The sequence below is a fragment of the Lacticaseibacillus songhuajiangensis genome (assembly GCF_003946025.1).
Lineage (GTDB): Bacteria > Bacillota > Bacilli > Lactobacillales > Lactobacillaceae > Lacticaseibacillus > Lacticaseibacillus songhuajiangensis.
The window spans coordinates 1-24,970 of the sequence record NZ_RHNR01000002.1 but is presented as its reverse complement, the minus strand read 5'-3'; the positions used below and the strand labels follow the sequence as shown (position 1 = coordinate 24,970).

Below are 24,970 nucleotides of genomic sequence, written 5' to 3'. Positions count from 1 at the left end.
CAAGTCGTGGGGAGTGTTTTTTGATTTGTTTAAAGGTCCGGATCCGTTTTGAAGTTGAGCGGCGAGAAATCAGTCGACTCACTGAGCAGTCGCATTTGCAATTGCTGCCAAGCCGCGTCCGCAATCTGTGCGGCTTCAAAACTTGCTTGCGTTGCGAGTTTCGCCGCCTGCGTTGGATCTAGTGCCGCCGCTGCAGCGTCAGTGCGGGCAATCAGCGCCAAGTGCTGGGCGTGCACCGCCTCTTGGACGGTGTGCACGGCCGGCAGGAAATGCTGGAAGTGCGCATCAAGCAGCACCCCGGTCAACTTGTACTGCCAGTAGGCGGAATCAAGAGATGCCGGCAAGGCACCAACTTTATAGTTGTCAGGTGTATCAGTGAGTCCGGCGAAGAAGGGCACGAACTGACTTTCAGCGGGCACGCCCATCGCCAGCCAGTGAATGTTGGCGATGGCCGGATTCAAATCTGGTCGCAACTGGAGCACGTGGCTTTCCTGCGTTTTGGCCAGGGCAATCGGCCGGAAGCGGTGGCCGGCGTCCCCGTTGTCAATGCGCGCGGCGGGGTCATATGGCGTGTCCTCGTAGTGGTTACTGAGAAAGGCGCAGGCATCTTCCAGACGGAGCGGTCGGTCAGGACGCTTGATGAAGGGCATATCAGAACTGGTGGGCGTTTCCGCAGCACTACTTGCCGCCGACAGGAGCTGGTGGCCGCTCCACACGCGCGGATAGTTGTACATCCGGTCCTGCTGGGAGTCGGTGCCAAAAATCTGGCGGGCATTGAATGCGGTGTCTGCACGCCACAGGTGATTGCGCTGCGCAAAGTCACGCAAGTCCGCACTATACATAAAGTCAGCACTACCAAAATCAATCACTTCAATACTCAGCTGGTTGGCAGCGACTGCATAGGCGTCGTCCGGAATACGCTGGGCAAGCCAGCGATGGCCGCTGATGATTTCCATGTACCAAGCTTCGTCCTGGTCGGCGAAGAGCACCCCGTTCGCCTCACCGGTACCGTGCACGGCAATGAGTTCACCCAAGCGCTGCACGCCTTCGCGGGCCGTGTGCACGTAGGGCAGGGTAATGGTCACCATGGCCTCTTCGTTGATGCCTGCGTCCGTGAACGGGTCGGCGCCGAGCGTTTGCGGATTGGCGTAGGCGCTCTCGGTTGCGCTCATGGCCACGCCAGCGCTGTTAATGCCATCTTCTTCGAATAAACCGTACTTGTCCGTCCACTCAGGGGTGGCGGTGTAAGCCAGTGCCTGCTGAGGCAAAGCAAAACTCACGCCGGTCTCCTTCGAGGTGAAGGTCGGGGCAGTGGTGAAATGCTGTGCTGGGTGCTTGACGAGGTGCTTGGGCCAAGACGCCTTCGAATCTTCGTTGCGGCCAATCATGACTGACCCGTCGATGCTGGCGCGCTTACCAATCAAAATGCTGGTGCAAGATGAGCGTGTGTGTTCCATTATTGCTGAACCTCCGTTTACTTTTGTCATAAGTATACAGCAAAAGGATGACTGTGCTTGTCAGCAAACGCCGCTTTAATTTAGAATGGACTTAATTAATGTCGCGCTGATTGCGGTGAAGCGAAGAGAGGCTCATGACGATGAATAAGGAAACGAGCGCTAAGTTACATGATGACGGGCAAAAGGAACTGCGGGCCAAGCTCGGCCGGCGCCTTCTGATTCTGCAGATTGTCGAATTGGTGCTGGTGATTGCCGCACTGATTGTGGGGATTATCAACTTAGTGCGTGGCCTCTACTGGCAGGCAGCACTGGATCTACTTATTTTGGTAGGGGTTGCCGCAATTTTCATTCCTTTGCGGCGCCTACACGGTGAGCTGACCAAAACGCGCAAGGCGTAGTGGCTACCGCAGCCACGGGAAATGTGCGATAATACCAAAAGCTTAGCGTCTGTACTAAGACTAAATCGCGGGTGCGTGTCGCGCTCGCAAGTAAACAGGAGATTTCATTATGCCATTAGTCCACATCGAACTTATTGCCGGTCGCTCTCAGGAACAATTGAAGCAGCTTTGCGCCGACGTGACCGCCGCTGTTGTGAAGAACACCGGTGCACCTGCCGAACACGTCCACGTTGTGCTTAGTGAAATGGCGAAGGACCGCTACGCTGTTGGTGGCGTGCTCAAGTCCGACGAAGAAGCCAAGTAGGCACCGCAATGAGGACGGCCGCGCAAGCGCCGTCCTCATTTTAATTGCAGTGGTATAATTTTTGAAGACTGCAACATGGCGACAAAGCCGTGTTTGCGAACTTGATGAAGTGGAGGAGTCAAAGTGAAGTATTGGCCGAAAATGATGGCACTGGCAGATAAGTACGCCGCTATCCCCGCCGTCCGCGTGCGTCGGGACGCTTTGGTTGCTGCGCGCACGGCGATTGCTCAGCAGCAACTACCGCAAAAACAACTGCCAAAGCTGGAACTACCACTGGCAACCTACGCGCTGGCAGCGGACGTTCCAGACGGTCAACTTGCTGAACTGATGACGCTCAACCACATGTTTGGCAATTTTCGCTGGTATATTGCCTACCATTATGGGGTGTGGGCCTACATCACCCAGGAACTCATTAGCACTTGGCTCCGTGAGTTCCCGCACCGGCGTTACCTCGAACTGGCGGCGGGTAATGGGGTTCTTTCTGCCGGTTTGCGCGCCGCGGGAGCACAGGTGATTAGCACGGATGCCCTCACCTGGGTGGCCGAGAACGGGACGGGCAAGCAGCCTTGGACCAAGGTGGTGCAGGCCAGTGCCACCAGTGCACTCTGGGCGTATGGTGACCAGGTCGACGCCGTCATTTTGGCTTGGAGCCCGGATAAAGATATTAATGATGTCCACGTGCTCCACACCATTCGCGAGCACTTCCCGCAGCTGGACTTCTTCGTGATTGGTGACCGCTTCGGCATTACGAACAGCCAGACTTTTTGGCGAGAAGCACATATCGCCGCGAACCGGCCACTGCTCCGCCTGAATCAGGCCTTCCGGGCTTTTGATGCCGTGGGTGACAAGATTTATCTCGTGAAATGAGGAACAAACATGCTTAGAAGAAATCTTATCGTCGACGTCTGTATCCTGATCATCGCCATCTTAAGCGGCCTGGTCTGGAGTAGCAATGACCAATCACGTTACGCCGACCTGCTCAGTCACGGCGGGATGTCCGAATCCGCCTACGTATACAACAGTAAGAGCAGCCGCACCATGCGGCGTGCCGTCGAACTTCTCGATCAAAACAAAACCCTGCAGAACTACCAAGTTCAATTTGCGCCCAACAGCAAGACTTCTTACTTCTTTGCTAAGGGGAGTTACACCGGCGTGCCACTGCTGAGCGGCCACATGATGAGCAGTGCCGACTACAAATCCACTTTGCCCGTGGCCGTCGTCGGCAAGAACGTCGCCGCGCAGTCGTTTAGCACGGCGACCCAGAAGTACCTGCACCGCGACGGAACGTATATTCCCATCACGGGGGTTGTCGGCACCAGTCGCAAGAATGCGCTGAACGATCACGTGTTCATCTCTGCTTCCAGCACCCGGACGACGTTCAATCCCGAACTGAAGGATGTCGAAATCCTGGTCGATGGTGCAGACGCCCAGCACACGCACATATTAAGCAAAATTTTTGGCGGCGCAACGCCGCGGCGCATCATTTCGTCGAACGCCCAGAAACACGACAACTGGTGGGAGCGCAACGGCTTTGCGCTGCTCGCGATGGTTGGTCTCAGTATTGCCACCGTCGCAGTTGGCATGCTCGCGGCGTACATCACCCCGCGGCCGCAAACGAGCGGCTTGGAAGGTCCGCTGCGCAACAACTACCTGCGCAACGTCGCTCGGGCCTACATTCCGGGCGTCATCGTGGCGCTCTCGATTGGCACGGCTTTTTCGTGGTTACGGCTGTACATCACCGGTCACTTCCGCCTGCTACTATTTGCCGTCTTCTTGCTGATGGTCTTCGCCAGCAGCAACCAGTTCTTTATTCACTACCGTTCAAACAAGGAGGAGCAGCGTGAAACTGCCTGAAGCATTCGTTGAAAAATATACCCAGCTACTCGGCGATGAAGCCCCAGATTTTCTAGCCAGTTTTGACTTACCAGCCCACAGCGGTTACCGGGTGAACCCCTTGCGGCCCGATGCAGTGCGCGCCGCTAACCCCGGTGATGCGCGAATTAATTACTCACCGAACGGTTACGTGGGTAAAGTCGACGGTAACGGCATCGCCCACGTCAGCGGTTATGTCTACAGCCAAGAGCCCAGTGCGCAGTTAGTCGGCGCGGTCGCAGATGCGCAGCCCGGCATGCGGGTACTCGACCTGTGCGCCGCACCCGGTGGTAAGTCCACATACTTAGCTGGCGCCATGGCCAACCAGGGCGTGCTCGTCAGTAACGAAATCAATCTCGGCCGTGCCCGCATCCTCGCCAGCAACATCGAGCGCTGGGGCGCGCGCAACGTCATCGTCACCAACAATGATCCTGCCAGTTTAGCCAAGGCACTCCCTGAATTCTTCGACCTGATTCTGGTGGACGCCCCCTGCTCAGGGGAGGGGATGTTCCGCAAGGATCCTGACGCTGTGCAGTACTGGGACAGTGATTACCCCGCGCGTTGTGCCGACCGGCAGCGGGAAATCGTCACGGAGGCCGTTAAAATGTTGGCACCTGGTGGCAGCTTAGTGTACTCAACCTGCACCTTTGCTCCGGAAGAAGACGAGCAGATGGTGTCCTGGATGCTGGCTAATACCGAGCTGCAAGTCACACCCATCACGAAGTTGGCGGGCATGAGTGACGCCCGCCCAGAATGGGGCAATGGCGACCCCAACATTGCGGGTGCCGTGCGCCTGTGGCCACACAAGCAACTGGGCGAGGGTCATTTTGTGGCCCGCTTGCACCTGCCTGCAACCACAGCAGCGGCGCAACCAGCGCGTAAAGCAAAGAAGTCCCGCAGCAAACACGCCCGCAGTGCACTGACGCGCGACCAGCAGAGCGAGTGGACACAGTGGCAGCAGCAAAATCTGACCACGCCAATTAGTGGTGAGCTAGTGCTAATGGGTGAGCAGCTGTATGCGCGGCCCGCAAATCTGCCTGCCATGTCCGGTGCACGCGTTTTGCGGCCCGGATTGCACCTGGGCACCTTCAAGAAAAATCGCTTCGAGCCGAGCCATAGTTTGGCCACCGCACTACCGACAGCGGCCTTCAAGTTGCATCAGGATGTCGATGCGGCCGACTTCAAAAAGTATCGGCATGGCGAAACACTCAGTACGGATTTGGCCGGTAAGGGAACAATTCTCCTGACGAGCGCTGACATGCCGTTTGCCATCGGCCGACTCGTGAACGGTACCATCAAAAACCTTTATCCAAAAGGTTTGCGCGTTTAACGCACATATTTTTTGCACTACCTGGGGCATTGCCCCAAATACATATTATTCGAGGTATTCGCATGCTTGTTCACTCCCAGCGCACGCCATTTCGCATGCAAAGTTTGCTACTTGGCTCGCTCATTACAAATATTGGGTCCAGCTTCATCTGGCCGCTCACCACGGTCTACATTCATGATTACTTGCACAAGCCGCTAACCACGGCGGGAATTGTGATCTTCCTGAACTGCTTTTGCTCACTCATTGGCAACATTGTCGGTGGCCGCTTGTTTGACCGCTGGCGGCCGGTGGCCACATTGGCCAGCGGGATCACAATCTCACTGACTTGCTGTTTCACCCTGATTTTTGCCCACGGCTGGCCAGTTTACGCGGTGCTCCTGATGCTCAACGGCCTCGGTAGCGGCATGATTAACACGGCCATCAACGGCTTTGCCACGCAGGTGCCTGGCAAAAATGCGAGTCTGGTTTTCAACTACCTATACTTCACTAGCGCACTCGGTGTCGTGTTTGGTACTTTGTTCGTGGGGATTGTCCTAAAACTGGGTATCGGGCGCATCTTTACGGTTGCGAGTATCATGTATGGCTTGTTCCTGCTGACCGTACTGATTTTCTACCGGGGTCGACAGTTTGCCCGGTCGAGTTCCAATCATGTAACAGCACACGAGCGAGGACACATGTCGGTGCCAATTGTGGTCGTTTTACTGACGGTATTCACAATTTGGCTATTCTACGAACAATGGGACAGCAACGTTTCAACCTACATGATTGCCAAAGGCCTGTCCTTCCAAACCTATTCCACCGTGTGGACGGTCAACGCCGGGGTGATTATCGTTGTGCAACCCTTCCTCACGCGCCTGGATGGCTTTCTCAGTCGGCATTTACACGGACGCTTGTATCTGGGGCTACTATTCCTAGCCACTAGTTTTCCCGTGCTCGCGCGTGCCGGTCGCTATCCGGAATTCGTTGCGGCGATGATCCTGATTTCACTGGGTGAAGTATTGACCTTGCCGGCCGTTTCCACCTACGTGAACCGCCGCGCACCAGTGGCGCAAGGGGGCAGTTACCAGGGTTTCGTGCAAGCTGCCGGTTCCGCTGGCCGGGCATTTGGCCCGCTACTAGGCGCCCTGCTGATTGAATGGACGTCCTACCAATTGCTCTTTGACGTCGCATTCGTTGCGCTTTTTCTGGTCACTGGTGGGTTCATGCTGACCAATAAGTTGACACACGACGCAGTGGAAAATTAACGCGCATCACGCTCACCCGCTTGACCGAGTGAGCTTTTTTTGACGCCAGGCATCGCGGTACCTGCAGGCGACCACAACTTGGCAGGGCTTACTGAAACCGCTATGATGAAGGCGAAGCTTAAAATTGTCGCAGGAGGCATCATCATGAAACAAATCAAAATTGGCAACACCGACTTCCGCGCATCCACAGTTGCGCTCGGGATTATGCGGATGAAGGACTTGGACGTCCCCGCGGCCAGCAAGACACTCCAGGCAGCCCACGCGGCCGGCATCAACTATATCGATTCGGCAAACGTCTACGGCATGGGCAAAGCCGAGGTTACCTTTGGTCAGGCCATGCACCAGGCGGGTTTGCACCGCGAAGATTTCTTCATCCAGTCCAAGGCGGGCATCGTGCACAGTCCACTGCACACACATGGGCACACGGCACCTGGCGATATGTACGATTTCAGCAAAGCTAATATTGTGGGTGAAGTTGATGCTATTTTGCAGCGCATGCAGGTGGACTACTTGGACGCCTTTTTGCTGCACCGGCCTGATCCGCTCATGGAACTAGACGAAGTCGCATCCGCCTTCGAAGAATTGCAAGCGGCAGGGAAGGTGCGTCACTTCGGGGTGTCCAACTTCAACCCGCTCCAGTTTGATTTGCTGCAAAGCGGCCTTAGCCAGCGCCTGCTGATTAATCAGTTACAATTTAGCCTCATGCACACTGGGGCGATTGATTTTGGCATGCATACGAACATGACCGACGCTGCCAGTATCGACCACGATGGCGGCATCATTGAGCACGCCCGCCTGCACGCCACTACGATTCAAGCCTGGTCACCGTTCCAGTACGGAATGCTGCAGGGCACCTTCATCGGCAACTCGCAGTTTCCGGAACTGAACGCTAAACTCGCCGAGTTGGCAGCGGCCAAGGGCGTGTCCAAAAATGCCATCGCGGTGGCTTGGATTCTGCGGCATCCGGCCAAAATGCAGGTCATTATCGGCACCATGAATCCACAGCACATTGCGGATAGTGCCGCCGGCGCGGACGTTGTGCTTTCCCGAAGCGAATGGTACGAACTCTACGTCGCGGCGGGGCATGATTTACCATAAGATTTTTGAACTTAATAAAAAAAGCGGGACTCGAAGCGTTAATTTCGAATCCCGCTTTTGCGTTGTTGTTATGGTAGTTCCAATCCCCGTTGTCGGGCATATGACAGCAACTGCTCACTGTAAACAATCGGTACCTGTCGCAATTCTGCCACATTGCGTGCCCCGAGCAAGACCATGCAACTGCGCACCTGCGCCAGAAAATCTTGCAGGTGCTGCAGGGCATCTTCCTCGCCGAATTTGGTCAGCCAGTGCAAAATGAGCCCAGCAATACCAACGCCGGTAGCTCCGAGGCGCAGTGCCTTCAGCACATCCAGCGGTGTCCGCACACCACCAGTGGCAATCAGCTGGCCATTATAGCCCTCAGCTTCCAGCAGACTTTCGACTGTGGTTTGCCCAAAATCAGTCAGAAAACTGTAATCACCATGCGGACGGCGGACATTTTCAATCTGGGCAAAATTCGTGCCGCCGCGACCGCCAACATCGATCGCGGCGACGCCAGTTTCCGCGATGCGGGTGAAGTCATCTTGGCGCATGCCGAAACCAACCTCCTTAGCAATGACCGGAACGCTTACCTGCTCCTGGATGGCCTTAAGGTTGGCATACCAGTGGAAGTTGCGCTCGCCCTCAGGCATGACGATTTCCTGCGGAACGTTGATGTGCACTTCTAGCATGTCCGCCTGCAAAATAGCAACGATTTCTTGCGCCTGCGCAGGGGTCTTATCCACCCCCACGTTGGCGAGCAGTAGACCATTTCCTAACTCCTTGCGCACGTCCGTGAAGCTAGCGCGGACCTCGGGGTCGTGATCACTGAGCAAGACCGACCCACTCCCAGTTGCCATCGGCAATTGGCAAACACGGGCAATTCGCGCGAGCGCCGCGTTCACCTTACGGGTTGTGTGCGAGCCGCCAGTCATGGCGTTGATAAAAATCGGCCAAGTCGTCTGGTGCGGACCCAGCTGGCCATGTAGATCCACCTCCGCAACGTCCACTTCAGGCAGGGCGCTGCGTACAAAGCGCAACTGGTCAAAACCGGCACGCGCATGTTCCTGGTAGAATTTTTCGGCCAGAAAATAATGTTCGTCCTTGCGGTGGGACTGCAATGATTGTTTTGTCATCTCTTAATCCTCTTCTAGCAGGTGCGCCGCCGGACCAGGTGCACAAATTTCCGTTTGCGTTCCGATACGCTGACTAACCAGCGCCGCAAGCTTGTCGGCGTCCGTTGCCTGACAAAGCAACTTCACGTTGGGGCCGGCATCCATGGTGGCGTACACCGGCAAACCCTGCGCGCGCAATTCAGCCGCGTACTGCAGGGTCGCAATGGTGGTGGGTTCAAAATACATGAACGGCGGGTTGGCCGCCATGTTCGTGGCGTGCATCATCAGGGCGTTGCGCTCAGCAAGCGCGCCAATCTGCGCAAAGTCACCGGCAGCTAGCGCAGTGGCCATCTGCGGACAGGCCGCCTCGCAAGCGGCCGTCCAGGCATGAAAGTAGGGGGAAGTGGCCGCCATGTGCGCCATCCCCGACCTGGAACTGACCTTTTTCTGCTGCTTATCGATGAGGACGGTTACCATGCGCAGGTCCAAGTTGTCAGCAACAGGCAGGGGCTCCGCAAAAGACGACAGGTCATCGTGGCCGCGATGCCAAATGACAAAACCGCCGGCAATGCTGCGACTGGCAGAACCAGAACCGCGCCGCGCCAGACGCGAAAGGGCGGCGGCATCCAGATTGAGACCAGCAGCACGACTGGCGGCGAGGGCAAGGGCAGCAAAAGCCGACGCAGAACTGGCGAGTCCTGCAGCGTTAGGCACGTGGTTTTGTGACGACACGCGCGCGCCAGCTGTTAGGTCGCTCATTTGCCGAACCAGGTCCAAAATTTTGCCGACCTTCGCCGTCGCGGCGGCATCTTGCTTCTGGCCATCCAGAACGAAACTATCCTCAGTTTGCCCGTCGACGAACTCGACAGTCGTGTCCGTATAGAATTTGTCCAGCGTCATTGAGATACTGCTGTTCGCAGGGAGCATTAAGTCCGCGTCTGCCTTACCCCAATACTTAATCAAAGCGATGTTAGTGTGTGCACGTGCGCTTGCCTTCACGGTTAAAGTCTCCTTTGGTCATTCTTACCTACTTGTCGCGCCGAAGTCATACTGCCAGGTGGCGGTGGCGCCGGCGGCAGTTAGGGCGGCCGCGACTGTTGCAGCTTGCTGCTTATCGGCGGCCAGCGCCAAAATGCAGCCGCCCATGCCCGAGCCGGTCAGCTTGGCGCCGAGTGCGCCTGCCGCATTGGCAACCGCGGTCAGGTGATCCAAGGTGGCGTTGCTGACGCCAAGAGTCGCGAGTGCTTGCTGGGCCTGCGTCATCAGGCCGCCCATCAGTTCAATGTCATCGTTAGCAATCGCCACGGCAAAACGGCGCGTCATGGCGCCGAGCGCGGTAATTTGGTCGTACAAACGGGGATCTTGGCGAATGACGGTGGCCACGTGGGCAACGGCTTGGCCGGTCTGCCCTTGAATGCCGCTATCAGCGATGACCAGCACCCCGCGGTGCGGACTGGTGAGTGCCCGTGGCGCCTTGCCGCGCACAATCCACTGCGGCCGCTGGGCGCTGGCGGTGGCTGCATCGATGCCGCTGGGATTGCCATGAATGATGCGTTCACTCACGTCGGCCCAGCGCAGCAAAGTGGGGTGATCCAGCGGCGTCGCAAAAGCGGCGTAGAAGGCCCGCGTGATCGCAACGGCGGTGGCCGCACTGGAACCCATCCCGCGCTCAGGTGGCAGGTCGCTGATAATGTTGAGATCAAAGCCGCAATCTTGACCGTCAAACCTGATTAAGAGTTGCCGAATCAGTGTCGCGATGCCCGCAAACCGCGTGCCGGCTGCCGCAGCCAGTTCGCCGTTGAAGAAGGCGGAGGTCACGAGTTGCTTGTGATCGCTGCGCGGTTTAATTTCCGCACGCAGGCGAATGGTGGGAATAGGAATCGCGATGGCCGGTTGTGTGTAGACCACCGCGTGTTCCCCAATCAGAATCGCCTTGGCATGGCTAGTTTGCGTTGCTGCTATTAACTGCGTCATATTTTTGCCCCGATTGCTTGAATTTGCAGTCTTTATTATAGCAGTTGCACCAGCGCTTAATAAACCATTGCGTTCGCGACCGGAAGCGGCGACTGCCACGCATTCCGTGTTAAAATTAGCATTAGCGAAAAACACGGAGGTAAATCTTAAATGGCGCTTAAGTTTGTGCTTGGTCCCGGCACCGCGGACCACGACGCACTGCTGCAACAGCAGATGGCGGCGGTATTGCAATCTGATTCGCACGCGGAGGTGTTAGCCCTCGTTCCGAACCACATCAAGTTCGAGTCCGAAGTGACGACGCTGGGCGCATTGCACCAGTTGATGTCCCCAGATACGCCGACTTTTGCGCAGAGCCGAATTCAGGTGATGAGTTTTACCCGCTTGGCCTGGTACTACCTCAAGGACCAAGCTGTCTTCTTGAAGCCACGGCTCAGCCCGAGTAACGCGGCCATGCGGCTCAGTAAGATTATCAGCGACATGGGCGAGCAGCTGCACCTGTATGCAGGACAAGGCGACAACCCTGGCTTTACCGCGCGCCTGCAAAAGCAACTGGCCGAGTTGCAGATGGGGGGCGTGACGGCCGCCGACCTGCAAGGCGCCATCGCTCAATTGCAAAATGGTAGTAGCGCCGAGCGCCAAGTGCCCAAACTCAGCGACCTGGCCACCATCATGGGCCGCTACGAACAAGAAACCGCCGGCACGGTGAGCCAAGCAGATTTGCTCGCGGCACTGGATGCGAAACTGGCCGCAAGCGACCTCAGCCGCACGCACGTGTTCATCAGCCACTTTAATATTTTTGCGGCTCAAGAACTGCAAATTGTGACGACGCTGATGACGAAGGCCGCCGACGTGACGGTCGCGCTGGTAACGGACAGCAAACCTGGCCCAGATTTAGTTGATCAGGATTTATACCAACCCGCCAAGCGGCTTTACCAGAAACTACTCGCCGCCGCCCGTAGTGCTCATGTTGCGGTTGCCCTTGATCAGCAGGCACCGTCACGTACCGTTTCCGGCAGTATCAGTAACGTCCAGCGCTTCTTTCGGGCGGATGCCGCACTGCGGCCAGTTCCGGAACCAGGACAGCCCTTCGTGCGTAATGCGGCTGGGCAGCCAGATTTTGACGACATGCGCCTATTTGTCGCCAGTAACACTTACACCGAGCTGCGCAATGTCGCCCGGGATATTCGACGGCGGGTGCAAACTGACCGCACGGGCAAACTGCGCTTCCGTGATTTTCTGGTGATGGCCCGGCGTCTCAAGCCTTACGAAACCATCGTCAATGCGGTGTTCAAAGAATTCGAATTACCCGTTTTCATCGACCACGAACAGTCCATGAGTCAGCACCCACTGCTGGTCTTCATTGACAGTCTATTTGGCTTAGCTGAGCTCAATTATGACTATCAGAATGTATTCGCATTGTTGCGCACTGAGTTACTCAAGCCTGCTGACATGAGCGTCAGCGAGTTCCGCCAAGCGGTCGACACGACTGAAAACCACGTGCTGGCAACTGGACTGCGGGGCAGCGCTTGGACCAAAGACGAAGACTGGCGTTACTACACGATTAGTATTGAAGACGACGCCGACGAGATTGCAGCCGTAGATGCGCAAAAATCGGTGCAGATTAACCGCATTCGCCGCATCATCGCGGACACCGTCGCGCCTTTTGTGCAACTGCTTAAGCAGCAACGCAGTGCCGGGGAGCTTGCGCAGCAGCTGTACAGCTTCCTATTGCAAAGTGGTGCACAGCAGACGCTAGCTGACTGGCGCGACCAGAGCAATGCAGCGGGCGACTTGGCCGCAGCGCAGGCTGGCGAGCAGGCTTGGGGCGTCTTTTGCGACCTGCTGGATGACCTGAACGACAGTTGGGGCGACACGCCAATTACTCCGGCGCAGTTCTTGGCCATGCTCGACGCCGGTTTTGCTAGCGCCACCTACACGCAAATTCCCTCAACGCTGGACCAAGTACAAGTGTCCGAAACCGGCCTTACGCGCCTGATGCGGGCCAAGCACGTCTACATTATTGGGGCAACTAGTACCGACCTCCCAGCTAGTGGCAACGATAACGAACTGCTGACCAGTTCCGACCGGCACGTCTTGGAACCCGTTCTGCCAGAAGGCTGCTTTCTGCCGGCAACTGGTCCAGATACTGCCCTGGGCGAACCCTTCTTGAATTACCTGGCCTTCGTGGCGGGCAGTGAGAGCCTCACTATCAGTTATCCGCAACGCGGCGAAAGTGACAACGACGCTAGCCCTTATCTACTGGGCCTGCGCATCGCGAGTGGCCAAACGGTCGGCCAGTGGCAGCCGGCAACAGGCACGGAGCCGCTCGGAGCGATTGTCGGCACAACGCGCAGCTTACTCAGTGACACCATTACCGCGCTGCAGCAACTAACCAGCCGCGGTAGCAAGATTGGGCCGAGTTGGCAAGCCGTCATCACCGCCTTGCGCGCTACCCCACAGTCAGCGCTGGTCAACCAGTTGCTGGCCAGTTTGAACTACACCAATGCGGCCGGTGCGGTGAGTCCCGACATGGCGCGCGCACTCTATGGCCGGCACCTGGCAGTGTCCATTTCGCGACTAGAAACCTTTTACAAAAATCCTTTTGAATATTTTGTCCAGTATGGCTTGGGCTTAAACCCGCGGCGTGAATTCACCCTCACCCCCGCGGATACGGGCGTGCTCTTCCACTCGGTTCTACAGAACTTGCTGGGCGAGGCGCAAGCAGCCGGTGGTTTGGGCACTATTAAGACAGCCGAATTGCTGGAAATGGTCAACCGTTTGCTCAAGGATCAGTTGGCCAAACCTGCTTTTGCGGTGCTCAGCAGTAGCGCCCGCATGCAGTTCATTGCCGACCTTATCAGGAAGACCTTGGAGCGCACCGCCTGGGCGGTGCACAACGAGCAAAAGGCGAGCGGCTTTGCGGCCCGCAGCAGTGAACTGAGTTTTGGGATGGGCGATGCAAACGGCTTGCCAGCGTTGCAAATTCCCGTTGATGCCAACCAGCAAGTGTTCGTGCGCGGCCGCATTGACCGGGTGGATACGCTGCAGACACAGAATCAGGAAACAGGTTTTATTGTCGTTGATTACAAGTCCAGCCAGCATGATTTCTCCGCCCAAGATGCTTACTACGGGTTGGGGATGCAGATGCTGACGTACATTGAGGCCATCATGAAGGCCGGCACGGCCGCGGGGCGCGATATGATTCCCGCAGCTGGCGTGTTCTTGCGGCTGCAGGATCCGCACCTGAAGTACTTTGCGGGAAGCAGCGATGAGTCTCGGGCCACGCAGCTTTTGAATGACATGCGGATGCGCGGCCTGCTGGTGCAAAGTCCCATCATCAATCAAATCGATAGCGAGATTGTGGACGAACAGGACGGCACCATCACGGCAGGGAAGAGTTCGCGCTTCTTCCCACTCAAAATTAACAAGAAGGACGGCAAGCCGGCGAAGGGCACCAACTTGGTGAGCCTCAGCGAAATGATGACCTTGCTGAATAACAATGACGAACTCATTCGCAACGCGGCCGCTGCCATTTTGGCGGGGGTCATCGACCTCACACCCGCACGCTTTGACCAGTCGGGGGATGTGGTCACTAAGAGTGATTACAGTAGTATCATGCAATTTGATTCGACCTTAGGCGGTAACAATTACCGTCAGCTTAGTAAACTGAGCCTCGAGCAGGTGCTCGAACGGCTACTGAACGGCGATTTTGCCTACGAGAATCAGGATTAGGAGGAGCGCACAATGGCATTTACAAAGGATCAAGAACTCGCCATGACCGCCGGCACCCCAACGCATCATGCAGATGGACACACCGAACTCGGTCACGATGTGCTGGTGTCTGCCTCTGCTGGTTCAGGGAAGACGACGGTGCTGGTTGAGCGGATTTTGCGCCAAATCCTAAACGGCGGTGACATCACGCGGCTGCTCGTCGTGACCTTCACCAACGCAGCAGCAGCGGAAATGAAGGCCAAAATTGCCAAGGCCCTCAAAACTGAACTCACCGCACTGACTGACCAAATCACGGCTAGCAATGACGATGACCAAAGGGCGGAATTAGGCGCCCGCCGCCGCCATTTGGCGGGGCAAATTGGCTTAGTGGACAGTGCGGCCATTAGTACCATCGACGCGTTTGCACTCCAAATCGTGCAGCAGTACTACTACGTGATTAAACTGGATCCGGGTTTTCGGGTGCTGGCTGACCAAGCGGAGAGTATGTTGCTGCAAGAAAGTGTCTGGGACAAACTGCGTGAACAGCTCTATCAAGACGAAAATGAAGCATTCACCGCGCTCACCCGCAACTTCATCAGTGGTTGGCACGACGATAAGCTCGGCGACCTGGTGGTGCGCGCCTATACTTATGCCCAGACCACTACGGATCCGCGCGGCTGGCTGGCGCACTTACCCGCTGTGTACAATCCCGATTTAAGCGCAGGCAGTGCACTGAGCAAACAACTTGCGCAGGCCTGCGCACCCTTTGTGGACGAAGCCATCGCATTGCTCGAAAAAGCGCAGCTCTTCGTTCTGCAGCAGGCAGATGCCGTCATGGTAACGGGTGCCGATAGTGATAAAACATTGTCCTTGCTCCAAGGAACGGTGGCGCAGGTCAAGGCAATCAAGGCACAGTTGGGCGGCGATTATGCCAGCTTGCACACCGCTGTCAGCGATTTGAATTGGGGCCGCTGGGCTGGCGCGCCCGCAAAGGTCGCGAAAAATAACCCCGAGCTTAAGGACCTGAACAAACAGGCCCAAGCCTTGCGCGACCAGGCCAAAGAAATTATCACCACCCAAGTTGCACCACTACTAACGCTGGCCAGTGCGGACCTCAAGCAGGCGCTCGCTGGCAGTAGCGCCATTGTCCAAGAATTCAGTCACGTTTGCCAACTGTTCATGGATGCCTACTGGCAGGAAAAGCGGCGTAAGCACGCACTCGATTTCGCGGACGTGGAACAACTGGCGCTGCGCATTTTGAACTCACCCGCTGCTGAAGGCGGCTACAGTGTTGGGGCAATCTTCCGGGACAGTTTTGACGAAGTGTTGGTCGATGAGTACCAAGACATTAACCCGCTGCAAGAGGCATTGCTCACGGCCGCGGCCCGCAATAACCGCTTCATGGTGGGGGACGTCAAACAGAGCATCTATGGCTTCCGGTTAGCCGAACCGCAACTATTCATGGCCAAGTACCAGGCCTTCGCGACCCCAGATGCGGATGAGGCCACCCGCAAGGCGCAAGGTGAGCACATCTCACTGGCTGCCAACTTCCGCTCACGGCGCAACATCTTGGATTTCACCAACCTGATTTTCAAACAGATAATGGACGCTAGCCTCGGGAGTGTGAACTACAGCGGCGGCGAACTGCTGACATATGGGGCCACGGATTATCCAGATGAGCCCAAACCTGCACCAACAGAACTACTCATTAGTGCCACTGACGACGATGCAGACGCGACCGATGACGACAAGGACCAGTCGCAAGTCAAACTGGTGATTGCCAAAATCAAGGCGCTGATGGCCGGTCATGAACAGGTCTATGAACGCGGCCGCAATGGCGCAGAGGGAACCTGGCGCGACCTTAAGTACCAAGACATCACCCTGCTCGTCCCGACCCGCAGCCAAAATTTGATCATTCAGGAAGAATTTGCCGCCGCGGGCATTCCGATTGTGGTGAGTGACGCCCAAAACTACTTCAAGACAACCGAATTGCAAGTGATGCTGTCACTGCTGCGGGTCATCGATAACCCGCTCCAGGAGATTCCCCTCGTGGCAGTACTCCGTTCGCCAATTGTCGGCCTCAGTGCTGACGAACTCGCGCTTATTCGTATTCAGAATAAGCACGTGGCTTACTACGACGCACTGGCGGAATTTCTAAACAACTATGACGCCAGCAGCGCCACACCACTGGCAACCCGTACCTACACAAAAACGGCGCGCTTTATGCAGCAGCTCAGCCAATTCCGCGACATTGCGCGCGAGAACCGGCTCGTTGACCTCATCTGGACCATCTACGAAGAAACCGGCTACCTGGACTTTGTTGGCGGGATGCCGGGTGGGGCGCAACGCCAAGCCAACCTGCACGCGCTCTACGAACGGGCGCACACTTATGAGGAGGGCGGCTTTAAGGGGCTATTCGCCTTCGTCCACTTCATCGAAGTCATGCAAGAACGTGACAAGGACCTCGCAACGCCCGTTGTCATCAGCGGCGATACTGATGCAGTGCACCTGATGACGATTCACGGTAGTAAGGGACTGCAATTCCCTTACGTCTTCCTCATGAATGCCAGTCGCGCCTTCAATGGCGGCCACGCAGGGGATGCGAGCGTACTCTTTAGTAAGGCCGGCATCGGCATGCAGTGGCTTAACCCCGAAACGAACGTCGTCTACGAGTTACCGCAGTACAGCATGGCTAAGGCGGCTCAACACGCCCGAGATCAGGCCGAGAACCTGCGGGTACTCTATGTGGCCCTAACGCGCAGCGAGCAGCGCTTATTCATCGTGGGCTACAGCAAGGACAAGGAGAAGACCATCGCCAAGTGGCAAAACATGGCGGGCGGCAACAAGCTCGTTTTGCCGCTTAGCTCCCGTCTTGGGGCCAGCAGTCAGCTCGACCTCATCGGCGCGGCGCTCGCTCGCCACCCACTCTTCGCGCAGCGCGCTGAAGCAAGTGACGTGCTCGCAGATGACCACACCGAATTCACCGTGCATTTTGGCCAGGCAGAAACGCAAGCTAGTAACGTGCACCTAGCGGGGGATGACGCACAATCTGCACTCGATGTGGACCTGACGGACTGGTTAGCCTACCAGTATCCGCACGCGGCGGCGACAGAAACCACTGGCTTCCAATCCGTTTCCGAAATCAAGCAACTCTATGCTGACCCCGACATTGAGAAGCTTAGCCAGTCGCCAAACAGTCAGTTGCAAAAGCGGCAGAGTAGTGCTTTCAGTGTCCCGCAGTTCGCGCAAAATAATGCCACAACGCAAATCAGTGCAACGGCAGTGGGGACGGCCACCCACGAGGTGCTGCAGGCACTAGATTTGCACGCACCTGTCACCGCGGACAGCGTGCAGCAAACAGCCGCGCAACTCGTTGTCAGTGGTCTCTTCACGCAAGAAGTCGCGGCGCGCATCTCGGTACCACACGTTCTAGCTTTCTTCCAAACCGAACTTGGCAAATTGCTGCTGGCTAATCCCGATGCCGTGCAGCGCGAGACGCCATTTTCAATGCTTATTCCGGCCCGCGATATTTTTGTCGGCATGGCCAACGAGGAGCAGGACATCCTGGTCCACGGGATTATCGACGCGTACCTCAACTTACCCGAACAACTCGTGCTCTTGGACTACAAAACTGACCGTGTACCCGCGGCTGGTCCCGCAGCCATCGTCGACCGTTACCGTGGCCAACTGCGTCTTTATGCGCAGGCTCTGCAAAGTATGTTGAGTCGCCCCGTTGATTCAATGTCCCTGGTGCTCCTGGCCAGTGGGGAAGTGGTGGCGCTCTAGAACGCCGCGGGGTATGATAGAACAGGTTGTTTTTTAAACAAGCAATAGTATCCAATAAATAATTGATATGGTGGGATTTCATCTATGAATCAAGACACCGTCTACGCGGTGATTGATCTCGAAACCACCGGCCCGGATGCGGCCGGCGGCGATCGAATCATTCAATTCGGCTGCGCACTCATCAAAAATCGGCAGATTATCCAAACACTGTCGCAGCTCATCAATCCGGACAAGGCCATTCCGCGCGCAATCCAACAGCTCACGGGCATTACGCCCAAAATGCTGGTGGCTGCGCCGTATTTTGACGAGGTCGCCGCAACTTTGGCGACCATGTTGCGGGGGAAGGTCATCATCGCGCACAACGTGAATTTTGATTACCCCTTCCTCAGCAAAGAACTCGTCCGTTGTGGCGAAGCGCCGCTGACCAACCGGGCCATCGACACCGTGCAGCTAGCCCAAATTATTCTGCCGACCGAGCAGAGTTACCGGCTCAGTGACTTGACCCGCAAACTGGGCATCGAGCACGACAATCCGCACCGCGCGGACAGTGACGCCATCAGCACGGCCAAACTCTTCATGCACTTAGAAGATGAGTTTGCGCGTTTGCCAGGACCCGTGCAGCGCACCATTGCCGAGCACAGTGACTTTCTAGTCCGCGACACCGAGCAAGTACTCAAAGACCTTGCTGCGCGCGCACCGAAACTCAGTGGCAAGTACGTGCGGGTGGACAAGTTAGTATTACGCACGCCGGCCAAAGTACGCCCGGATAAGCTGGGCGAAAAACAGTATCCCGCAACGGACAAGGACAAAAAACGCCTCCTGCGTAAAGCGCACCTGCGCTTTCGCTTCGCCCAAGCCAAAATGATGGACCGGATTGCCAGCAATGCGGCCGACCAGCAAGCGCCACTGTTCATTGAAGCGGGCACGGGCCTGGGCAAGTCACTGGGTTACTTATTGCCCTACGCATTTCGCGCGACACCAGAACACAAATTAGTGGTCGCCACGTCAACGACGGTGCTGCAGGATCAGCTGGCAGGCAATGCCATGCACCAACTCGAAATCATGCTGGGGGGACGCCTCAATTCAGCAGTACTCAAAAGTCCGCGCCACTTACTGGATCTCAACAAATTCGCCAGCACGCTAGGCGCCGCCGGTATGAACAAGGCGGACCGCATGCTGCAACTACGCATCCTGTCGTGGCTCAGCAAAACCCGAACTGGTGATTTGGACGAGCTACGATTAAGTTCCATGCAGACGCCGCTACTGCAACAGATTCGCCACACCGGCGATTGCGGCACCCGTGACAGCAATCCGTACTACGACCTGGACTTTTACGTACGACTGCAGCAAGCGGCGGCTGATTCTGCCATCGTGATCACGAACCACGCTTACTTGATTCACCATTATCAGGAAGCCGTTTTTGGCGGACAGCCGTACTTGGTCATCGATGAAGCGCAGAACTTCCCGGATAGCGCCACTAACGGTTTCGAAGTCAAACTCGACTTCACCAAGCTGCGCCGGGCGTTGCAGCGTTTCACCACTTTATTGCACCGCCAAGAGCAGGGCGGACTGGCAGCCGCATACGCAGACGACGAACTGAAGCAATACCAAATCAGTAGTGTGCTTGCCGCGGCCAGTGACTGTCTGAGCACCGTACAATCGCTGCAGCAGTATTTAGCCAGCCAGTACGTTTACCCGAACAGCCAGGGTGGTCGAGTGCGTGAGTACGCCTTAACATACGGCGAGTTGAATGACATTCTGGTCAGCACCGCCAGCGATATTCGCGCCACCGTGCGTCAAATTAAGCAAATTTTGCAGTTCACCGAACTGAGCCGGAGCGACTATCTCAGTCACCAACAGCGTTTTGCCGCCAGTGACATTCGCGCGTTCCAGCAACTGGACGAGTTGGCCGCCATCTTGCGTGATTGCCTGCCGGCACTGGAGCAAGTATTGACAGACGATCCGCAGCTGCTCAACCCGATGCTGCGCATGGCCTTTGTGCAAATGCGGCACAAAGATGACGTCTCGAGCCTCGTGCTGCGCTGGCGAGTCATTGATCCGCGGCCCCAAATTCAGGCGCTGCTGGCGCGCTTCACCGCGCCCATCTTCACCAGTGCCACCATCAACGTGCGCAAGACGCCCGATTACCTGGCGCACGCGCTGGGCTACGCCGCGGTACCTGAAGCAAACGCCCTGCGTTTGCGTAGTCCCTTCAAGTACCGAAACCTAGCACGCATCATGATTGCCAAGGGCGCACCGGAACCGCCGAAGTCGCAAACGGACAGTTACGTCGACTACCTCACCCGCAGTATCGCCACGCTCGCGGATAACGAACACCAAACCTTGGTGCTCTTCAACTCATTGAAGTTGATTGCGGCGGTTTATGAACGCCTCAGCGCAACCGCACTTTCGGAGCGCAAGGAGATCCTCGCGCAGGGCGTCACGGGTTCAGCAAGCAAAATTGCCCGGCGCTTTGCCGCGGGGGAAGGGAGCCTGCTGCTGGGAGCGGCTAGTTTCTTTGAAGGCATCGACTACCCAGCTAAGCAACTCGAAAGTATCATTCTGACCCGACTACCGTTTGAGGCGCCGAACGATGCCATTGCGGCGGCGCGGGCAGACATCATCAAAGACAATGGTGGTGACGCCTTCAAGGACGACATTTTGCCGCGCGCCACCTTGCGTTTGCGCCAAGCTTTTGGCCGCTTAATTCGCACGGAAGAAGATCGGGGCGTGTTCATCGTCCTCGACCCGCGGTTTACCCAAACCCAATTCGGTCGCAATATGCAAAAATCATTACCAAACGTGGATACTGACCTACTGCCAATCGCCGCAATGCCGGCGGTGGCGGAGGCCTGGTTAAAACCAACAGAGGAGGAAAATGGTGACCAAACAAAATAATCACAAGTGGTTGTGGCGGATTATCCTCGCAGCCCTCATCGTACTCATCGCGGGCACCGGCTTCGTTTTCTACAAGAGCATGCACCCGTACAACGCACTACGCAGTGACGCGGAAAAAATTGCCACTAAGTCCGCAGATGCCAAGGATTTTGACGGCTTCTGGTGGAATACTCGGGACAAAAGTTACCTGACTTTGAGCGGAAAACGAAAAAATAAGCCGGTATATGTTGTCATCGCGCGGAAGACTGGTAAGGTTAATGTAGTGTTACAAGCGAGTGGTAGCACACGCAATTCGATTCTGCGGAAGGTCTGGACCAAGTACAGTCCTAAGCGGGTGCTCAATGCAGGTTTGCGCCTGCAAGGTAAGCGCCTCGTCTGGGATGTTGGGTTTATCGATAAGTCCGGTAACTTGAACTACGCCAGTTATGACTACCGGAGCGGAAACCTGCGCAAGCTTATTTCGGACCTCTAATCAAACAAATGCTGGTGGACGCGTGTAATGCCAGTTGCGCGCGCCGCCAACTTTTAATCACGGGAGGAATCACTATGCACATTGCAAAACGTTTAGCACAGGTGCAGCCCAGTGCCACTTTGGCGATGAGCCAAAAGAGCGCACAGCTCAAGGCAGCGGGCGCCGACATCCTCAACTTGTCCGTCGGCCAACCAGATTTTGCAACGCCAAAACCAATTTGTGATGCCGCGATCGCGGCCATTCAGTCGGGGAAGGCGAGCTACTACACCGCCGCTACGGGCTTGCCAGAGCTCCGCAGCGCGATTGCCGCCCACATCAAAGCCAATACGGGTTTTGAGTACGGTAAGGACCAGATTGTAGTTACCAATGGGGCCAAGTTTGCCCTCTACGCACTGTTCACCGCTATTTTGAGTGAGGGTGACGGGGTGCTGTTGCCCCAACCAGGCTGGGTTTCTTACACCGAGCAAGTACGCCTTGCCGGCGGAATTCCACAGCCGGTTTACGCCAAGGATGGCTTCAAAGTCACGATTGACGACCTCGACGCTGTGGCAACTGACAGAACGCGGGCCATTGTCATCAACAGCCCGCAAAACCCATCGGGGACGGTTTACAGTCGGCAGGAATTGACGCTGATCGGTAACTGGGCTGTCCGGCACGATGTGCTCATCGTGTCCGACGAGATTTACAGTGATCTCGTGTACAACGGCAACAGTTTCACCTCGATGCTGGAACTGGATCCTCAGATTGCGGCCAACACCGTGCTCATTGACGGGGTTTCCAAGTCCTACGCGATGACCGGCTGGCGCATTGGTTTTGCCGCGGCCCCGAAGAAAATTGCGCAGGCCATGGCCACCATTATTAGTCACGCCACGGGGAATCCTGCCGCTGCCAGCCAGTACGCAGCTCTTGAAGCGTACACTGGTAGTCAGCAGCCCGTGTTTGACATGCGTGATGCTTTTGCAGAGCGTCTGAATACGTTCTACCCACTAATTAAAGCAATCCCCGGTTTCGAACTCGACCAGAAGCCAGAAGGCGCCTTTTATCTGTTCCCGAAGGTAACCGGGGCCGTGAAGGCACTCGGCTACGATAGTGTCGATACCTTCGTCACCGCGCTGCTTGAAGAAACTGGTGTGGCCCTTGTTCCCGGACGTGCGTTCGGCATGCCGGATCACGTGCGCCTGAGCTACGCAACCGACATGGACACATTGATTGAAGCAGCAAAACGCATCACTGATTTTGTAAATTCTAGTAACTAGGAGAGACTAATGGCACAACGTATTAGCATTAAAGACGCAAAAAACCACGTCGATGAAGAAGTCGAAATCGGCGTTTGGTTGACCGATAAGCGGAGCAGCGGGAAGATTGCCTTCCTGCAGTTGCGTGATGGCACCGCCTTCTTCCAGGGCGTTGTTCGTAAGAACGACGTCAGCGAAGAAGTGTTCCAGATTGCCAAGAACCTGCACCAAGAAAGCAGCTTCTGGGTAACTGGGACAATTCACGAAGACAGCCGGAGTCACTTCGGTTACGAAATCCAGATTAGCGACATCAAACCCGTCGGCGACAGCGAAGACTTCCCAATCACCCCTAAGGAACACGGGATTGAATTCTTGCTGGACCACCGGCACCTGTGGCTGCGGAGTCGCCGCCCATTTGCCATCATGCAAATTCGCAACGAAATGATTCGCGCCACTTACGAATTCTTCAACAACGAAGGCTTCATCAAAATGGACCCACCAATTCTGACCGGCTCTGCTCCTGAAGGCACCACCGAATTGTTCGAAACCGAATACTTCGACAAGCAGGCGTACCTCTCCCAGAGTGGTCAGCTCTACATGGAAGCCGGCGCAATGGCGTTCGGCAAGGTCTTTAGCTTCGGTCCAACTTTCCGCGCTGAAAAGAGCAAGACCCGCCGTCACCTGACTGAATTCTGGATGATTGAACCCGAAATGGCCTTCATGCACCAGGAAGAAAGCCTCAAGATTCAGGAACGCTACATTGCGTACCTCGTCCAGTCCGTCATCGACAACTGCGCCTACGAACTGAAGTTGCTCGACCGCGACGTTGATCAGCTCAAGAAGTACACCAAGTTGCCATACCCACGCATCAGTTATGATGAAGCTATCGAAATGCTCCAGAAGAACGGTTTTGACTCCAAGTGGGGCGATGATTTCGGTTCACCTGAAGAAACCTTCATCTCTGACCAGTTTGATCAGCCTGTCTTCGTACTCAACTACCCGAAGGCCATCAAGCCTTTCTACATGAAGCCTGCTGAAGACCGCGACGACGTGTACGTTTGTGCGGACCTGCTCGCACCTGAAGGCTATGGTGAAATCATCGGTGGTTCCGAACGTGAAGTCGATTACGACAAGCTCTACGCCGAAATCGAAAAGAAGGGCCTCAACATGCCCGATTACGAATGGTACCTTGACTTGCGTAAGTACGGCAGCGTGCCGCACTCTGGTTTCGGGCTCGGTCTCGAACGCGCGGTTACCTGGATCTGCAAGCTGGACCACCTGCGTGAGGCCATTCCGTTCCCACGGATGATCAACCGCCTCAAGCCTTGATTGGGTAGAGCCGATGGACGAATTACGCGGTATTTTGGGGGCGGGACAAGTGTCCTTCTCCCGCCTGCTGTTTGACCATTATCAGGATCTCGATTTAACGGCCAGTGAGTTCACCGTCTACTTGTTCATCAGCGAATTTGTGCAGATGGGCAAGGGGGAGGCGGACATGCGTGAATTAGCCCAGCGCACCAAAATGCGCCCAGGCGATTTCACCGCTGTTCTCAGCAGCCTGAATGACAAGGGTGCTATCCGCATTCTGACCAAAAAAGACGATGGTGGCCGTCTGCACGATTACTACGACGTGACGCCGCTGCTGACGAAATTGCTCAGCTACACTGATCCGCAAACAGTCGACCCTGCAGCAACGCGCAGCCAACAGACGTCTGCATCCCGCCAGGTTCTCAACCAGGTGGAAACAGAATTCGGAAGACCGCTGTCCCCGATTGAGCAACAGACCGTCCGCGCTTGGTTGCGTGACGATCACTACTCACCGGAACTCGTTAGTCTCGCACTGCGCGAAGCCGTACTGAACCAGGCTTACTCTTTGAAGTACATGGATCGCGTTTTGCTCAGCTGGGAGAAGAACAACCTCCGGACGCCGGAGGCTGTCCAGCGTGCACAGCGCCGGCTGGATTCCTTATAGCACAAAATGAAACAGCTCTCCGCACATCCCAGTGCAGAGGGCTGTTTTGCTGTCCGTCAGCGATAGCGTTTCAGTGACGAAGTCACGCTGGGCCTCTTTGGTGTTTTCATGACGCCGTTAGGCGG

At 56.2% G+C, this 24,970-nt stretch carries 18 protein-coding genes; 14 read left to right on the top strand and 4 right to left on the bottom strand.

Annotation, left to right across the window (positions count from 1 at the left end; translation table 11 throughout):
- Positions 1-29 precede the first annotated feature (29 nt).
- Positions 30-1,457 carry a C69 family dipeptidase gene (locus EKM97_RS00945; protein WP_125570400.1) on the bottom strand — a complete coding sequence of 476 codons (1,428 nt, stop codon included), beginning with the start codon at positions 1,455-1,457 and terminating at the stop codon, positions 30-32.
- Between the two features lie 134 nt (positions 1,458-1,591).
- Here EKM97_RS00945 and EKM97_RS00940 point away from each other — a divergent pair, with 134 nt between their 5' ends.
- From EKM97_RS00940 to EKM97_RS00910, 7 genes are all read left to right on the top strand, one after another.
- The gene (locus EKM97_RS00940) at positions 1,592-1,855 is read left to right on the top strand and encodes a hypothetical protein (protein WP_125570399.1); all 264 of its coding nucleotides are present in this window, start codon (positions 1,592-1,594) and stop codon (positions 1,853-1,855) included.
- Positions 1,856-1,964: 109 nt separating this feature from the next.
- Positions 1,965-2,159 carry a 2-hydroxymuconate tautomerase gene (locus EKM97_RS00935; RefSeq protein ID WP_125570398.1) on the top strand — a complete coding sequence of 65 codons (195 nt, stop codon included), beginning with the start codon at positions 1,965-1,967 and terminating at the stop codon, positions 2,157-2,159.
- A 123-nt stretch (positions 2,160-2,282) separates the two neighbouring features.
- Positions 2,283-3,026, top strand: a complete 744-nt coding sequence (locus tag EKM97_RS00930) for a class I SAM-dependent methyltransferase (protein WP_125570397.1) — start codon at positions 2,283-2,285, stop codon at positions 3,024-3,026.
- A 9-nt stretch (positions 3,027-3,035) separates the two neighbouring features.
- Positions 3,036-4,013: an ABC transporter permease gene (locus tag EKM97_RS00925; protein ID WP_125570396.1), complete on the top strand. Its 978-nt coding sequence runs from the start codon at positions 3,036-3,038 to the stop codon at positions 4,011-4,013.
- Positions 4,000-5,361, top strand: coding sequence for an RsmF rRNA methyltransferase first C-terminal domain-containing protein (locus EKM97_RS00920; RefSeq protein ID WP_125570395.1), 1,362 nt, complete (start codon positions 4,000-4,002; stop codon positions 5,359-5,361). Before EKM97_RS00925 ends, EKM97_RS00920 begins: the two co-directional genes overlap by 14 nt.
- 62 nt (positions 5,362-5,423) lie before the next feature.
- Positions 5,424-6,605 carry an MDR family MFS transporter gene (locus tag EKM97_RS00915; protein WP_125570394.1) on the top strand — a complete coding sequence of 394 codons (1,182 nt, stop codon included), beginning with the start codon at positions 5,424-5,426 and terminating at the stop codon, positions 6,603-6,605.
- A 144-nt stretch (positions 6,606-6,749) separates the two neighbouring features.
- On the top strand, positions 6,750-7,703 hold the full coding sequence (locus tag EKM97_RS00910; protein ID WP_125570393.1) for an aldo/keto reductase: 954 nt from the start codon (positions 6,750-6,752) through the stop codon (positions 7,701-7,703).
- Between the two features lie 68 nt (positions 7,704-7,771).
- Here the strand turns inward: EKM97_RS00910 and fni are convergent, their stop codons facing one another.
- Genes fni through mvk form a run of 3 tightly spaced genes read right to left on the bottom strand, consistent with a single transcriptional unit; the run spans position 7,772 to position 10,771 of the window.
- Positions 7,772-8,818 carry a type 2 isopentenyl-diphosphate Delta-isomerase gene (gene fni, locus EKM97_RS00905; protein ID WP_125570392.1) on the bottom strand — a complete coding sequence of 349 codons (1,047 nt, stop codon included), beginning with the start codon at positions 8,816-8,818 and terminating at the stop codon, positions 7,772-7,774.
- 3 nt (positions 8,819-8,821) lie between these two features.
- Complete coding sequence (gene mvaD / locus EKM97_RS00900; protein WP_125570391.1) at positions 8,822-9,796, bottom strand: diphosphomevalonate decarboxylase; 975 nt, start codon at positions 9,794-9,796, stop codon at positions 8,822-8,824.
- Between the two features lie 24 nt (positions 9,797-9,820).
- On the bottom strand, positions 9,821-10,771 hold the full coding sequence (gene mvk / locus EKM97_RS00895; RefSeq protein WP_125570390.1) for a mevalonate kinase: 951 nt from the start codon (positions 10,769-10,771) through the stop codon (positions 9,821-9,823).
- Between the two features lie 150 nt (positions 10,772-10,921).
- On the opposite strand from mvk, the gene EKM97_RS00890 reads away from it, so the two are divergent.
- The 7 genes from EKM97_RS00890 to EKM97_RS00860 all read left to right on the top strand — a co-directional run bounded on the left by EKM97_RS00890 (position 10,922) and on the right by EKM97_RS00860 (position 24,845).
- Positions 10,922-14,503: a PD-(D/E)XK nuclease family protein gene (locus EKM97_RS00890; RefSeq protein ID WP_125570389.1), complete on the top strand. Its 3,582-nt coding sequence runs from the start codon at positions 10,922-10,924 to the stop codon at positions 14,501-14,503.
- Between the two features lie 12 nt (positions 14,504-14,515).
- A complete protein-coding gene (addA, locus tag EKM97_RS00885; RefSeq protein ID WP_125570388.1) occupies positions 14,516-18,268 on the top strand; it encodes a helicase-exonuclease AddAB subunit AddA in 3,753 nt (1,250 codons plus the stop codon).
- A gap of 84 nt (positions 18,269-18,352) precedes the next feature.
- Positions 18,353-21,166 (top strand): helicase C-terminal domain-containing protein, encoded by a 2,814-nt coding sequence (locus EKM97_RS00880; protein ID WP_125570387.1) that lies wholly within the window; start codon positions 18,353-18,355, stop codon positions 21,164-21,166.
- On the top strand, positions 21,150-21,638 hold the full coding sequence (locus tag EKM97_RS00875; protein ID WP_225419180.1) for a cell wall elongation regulator TseB-like domain-containing protein: 489 nt from the start codon (positions 21,150-21,152) through the stop codon (positions 21,636-21,638). The genes EKM97_RS00880 and EKM97_RS00875 overlap by 17 nt, the downstream gene beginning before the upstream one ends.
- Before the next feature lie 74 nt (positions 21,639-21,712).
- Positions 21,713-22,894, top strand: coding sequence for a pyridoxal phosphate-dependent aminotransferase (locus tag EKM97_RS00870; RefSeq protein WP_125570385.1), 1,182 nt, complete (start codon positions 21,713-21,715; stop codon positions 22,892-22,894).
- 9 nt (positions 22,895-22,903) lie between these two features.
- Complete coding sequence (gene asnS / locus EKM97_RS00865) at positions 22,904-24,202, top strand: asparagine--tRNA ligase (protein ID WP_125570384.1); 1,299 nt, start codon at positions 22,904-22,906, stop codon at positions 24,200-24,202.
- Between the two features lie 13 nt (positions 24,203-24,215).
- The gene (locus EKM97_RS00860) at positions 24,216-24,845 is read left to right on the top strand and encodes a DnaD domain protein (RefSeq protein ID WP_125570383.1); all 630 of its coding nucleotides are present in this window, start codon (positions 24,216-24,218) and stop codon (positions 24,843-24,845) included.
- Positions 24,846-24,970: the final 125 nt, after the last annotated feature.

Bases quoted from the DNA above. Each gene is read 5' to 3' on its own strand.
- EKM97_RS00945 (WP_125570400.1), bottom strand. From the start codon at position 1,457: ATGGAACACACACGCTCATCTTGCACCAGCATTTTGATTGGTAAGCGC.
- EKM97_RS00940 (WP_125570399.1), top strand. From the start codon at position 1,592: ATGACGATGAATAAGGAAACGAGCGCTAAGTTACATGATGACGGGCAA.
- EKM97_RS00935 (WP_125570398.1), top strand. From the start codon at position 1,965: ATGCCATTAGTCCACATCGAACTTATTGCCGGTCGCTCTCAGGAACAA.
- EKM97_RS00925 (WP_125570396.1), top strand. From the start codon at position 3,036: ATGCTTAGAAGAAATCTTATCGTCGACGTCTGTATCCTGATCATCGCC.
- EKM97_RS00915 (WP_125570394.1), top strand. From the start codon at position 5,424: ATGCTTGTTCACTCCCAGCGCACGCCATTTCGCATGCAAAGTTTGCTA.
- EKM97_RS00910 (WP_125570393.1), top strand. From the start codon at position 6,750: ATGAAACAAATCAAAATTGGCAACACCGACTTCCGCGCATCCACAGTT.
- fni (WP_125570392.1), bottom strand. From the start codon at position 8,818: ATGACAAAACAATCATTGCAGTCCCACCGCAAGGACGAACATTATTTT.
- mvk (WP_125570390.1), bottom strand. From the start codon at position 10,771: ATGACGCAGTTAATAGCAGCAACGCAAACTAGCCATGCCAAGGCGATT.
- EKM97_RS00890 (WP_125570389.1), top strand. From the start codon at position 10,922: ATGGCGCTTAAGTTTGTGCTTGGTCCCGGCACCGCGGACCACGACGCA.
- addA (WP_125570388.1), top strand. From the start codon at position 14,516: ATGGCATTTACAAAGGATCAAGAACTCGCCATGACCGCCGGCACCCCA.
- EKM97_RS00880 (WP_125570387.1), top strand. From the start codon at position 18,353: ATGAATCAAGACACCGTCTACGCGGTGATTGATCTCGAAACCACCGGC.
- EKM97_RS00870 (WP_125570385.1), top strand. From the start codon at position 21,713: ATGCACATTGCAAAACGTTTAGCACAGGTGCAGCCCAGTGCCACTTTG.
- asnS (WP_125570384.1), top strand. From the start codon at position 22,904: ATGGCACAACGTATTAGCATTAAAGACGCAAAAAACCACGTCGATGAA.
- EKM97_RS00860 (WP_125570383.1), top strand. From the start codon at position 24,216: ATGGACGAATTACGCGGTATTTTGGGGGCGGGACAAGTGTCCTTCTCC.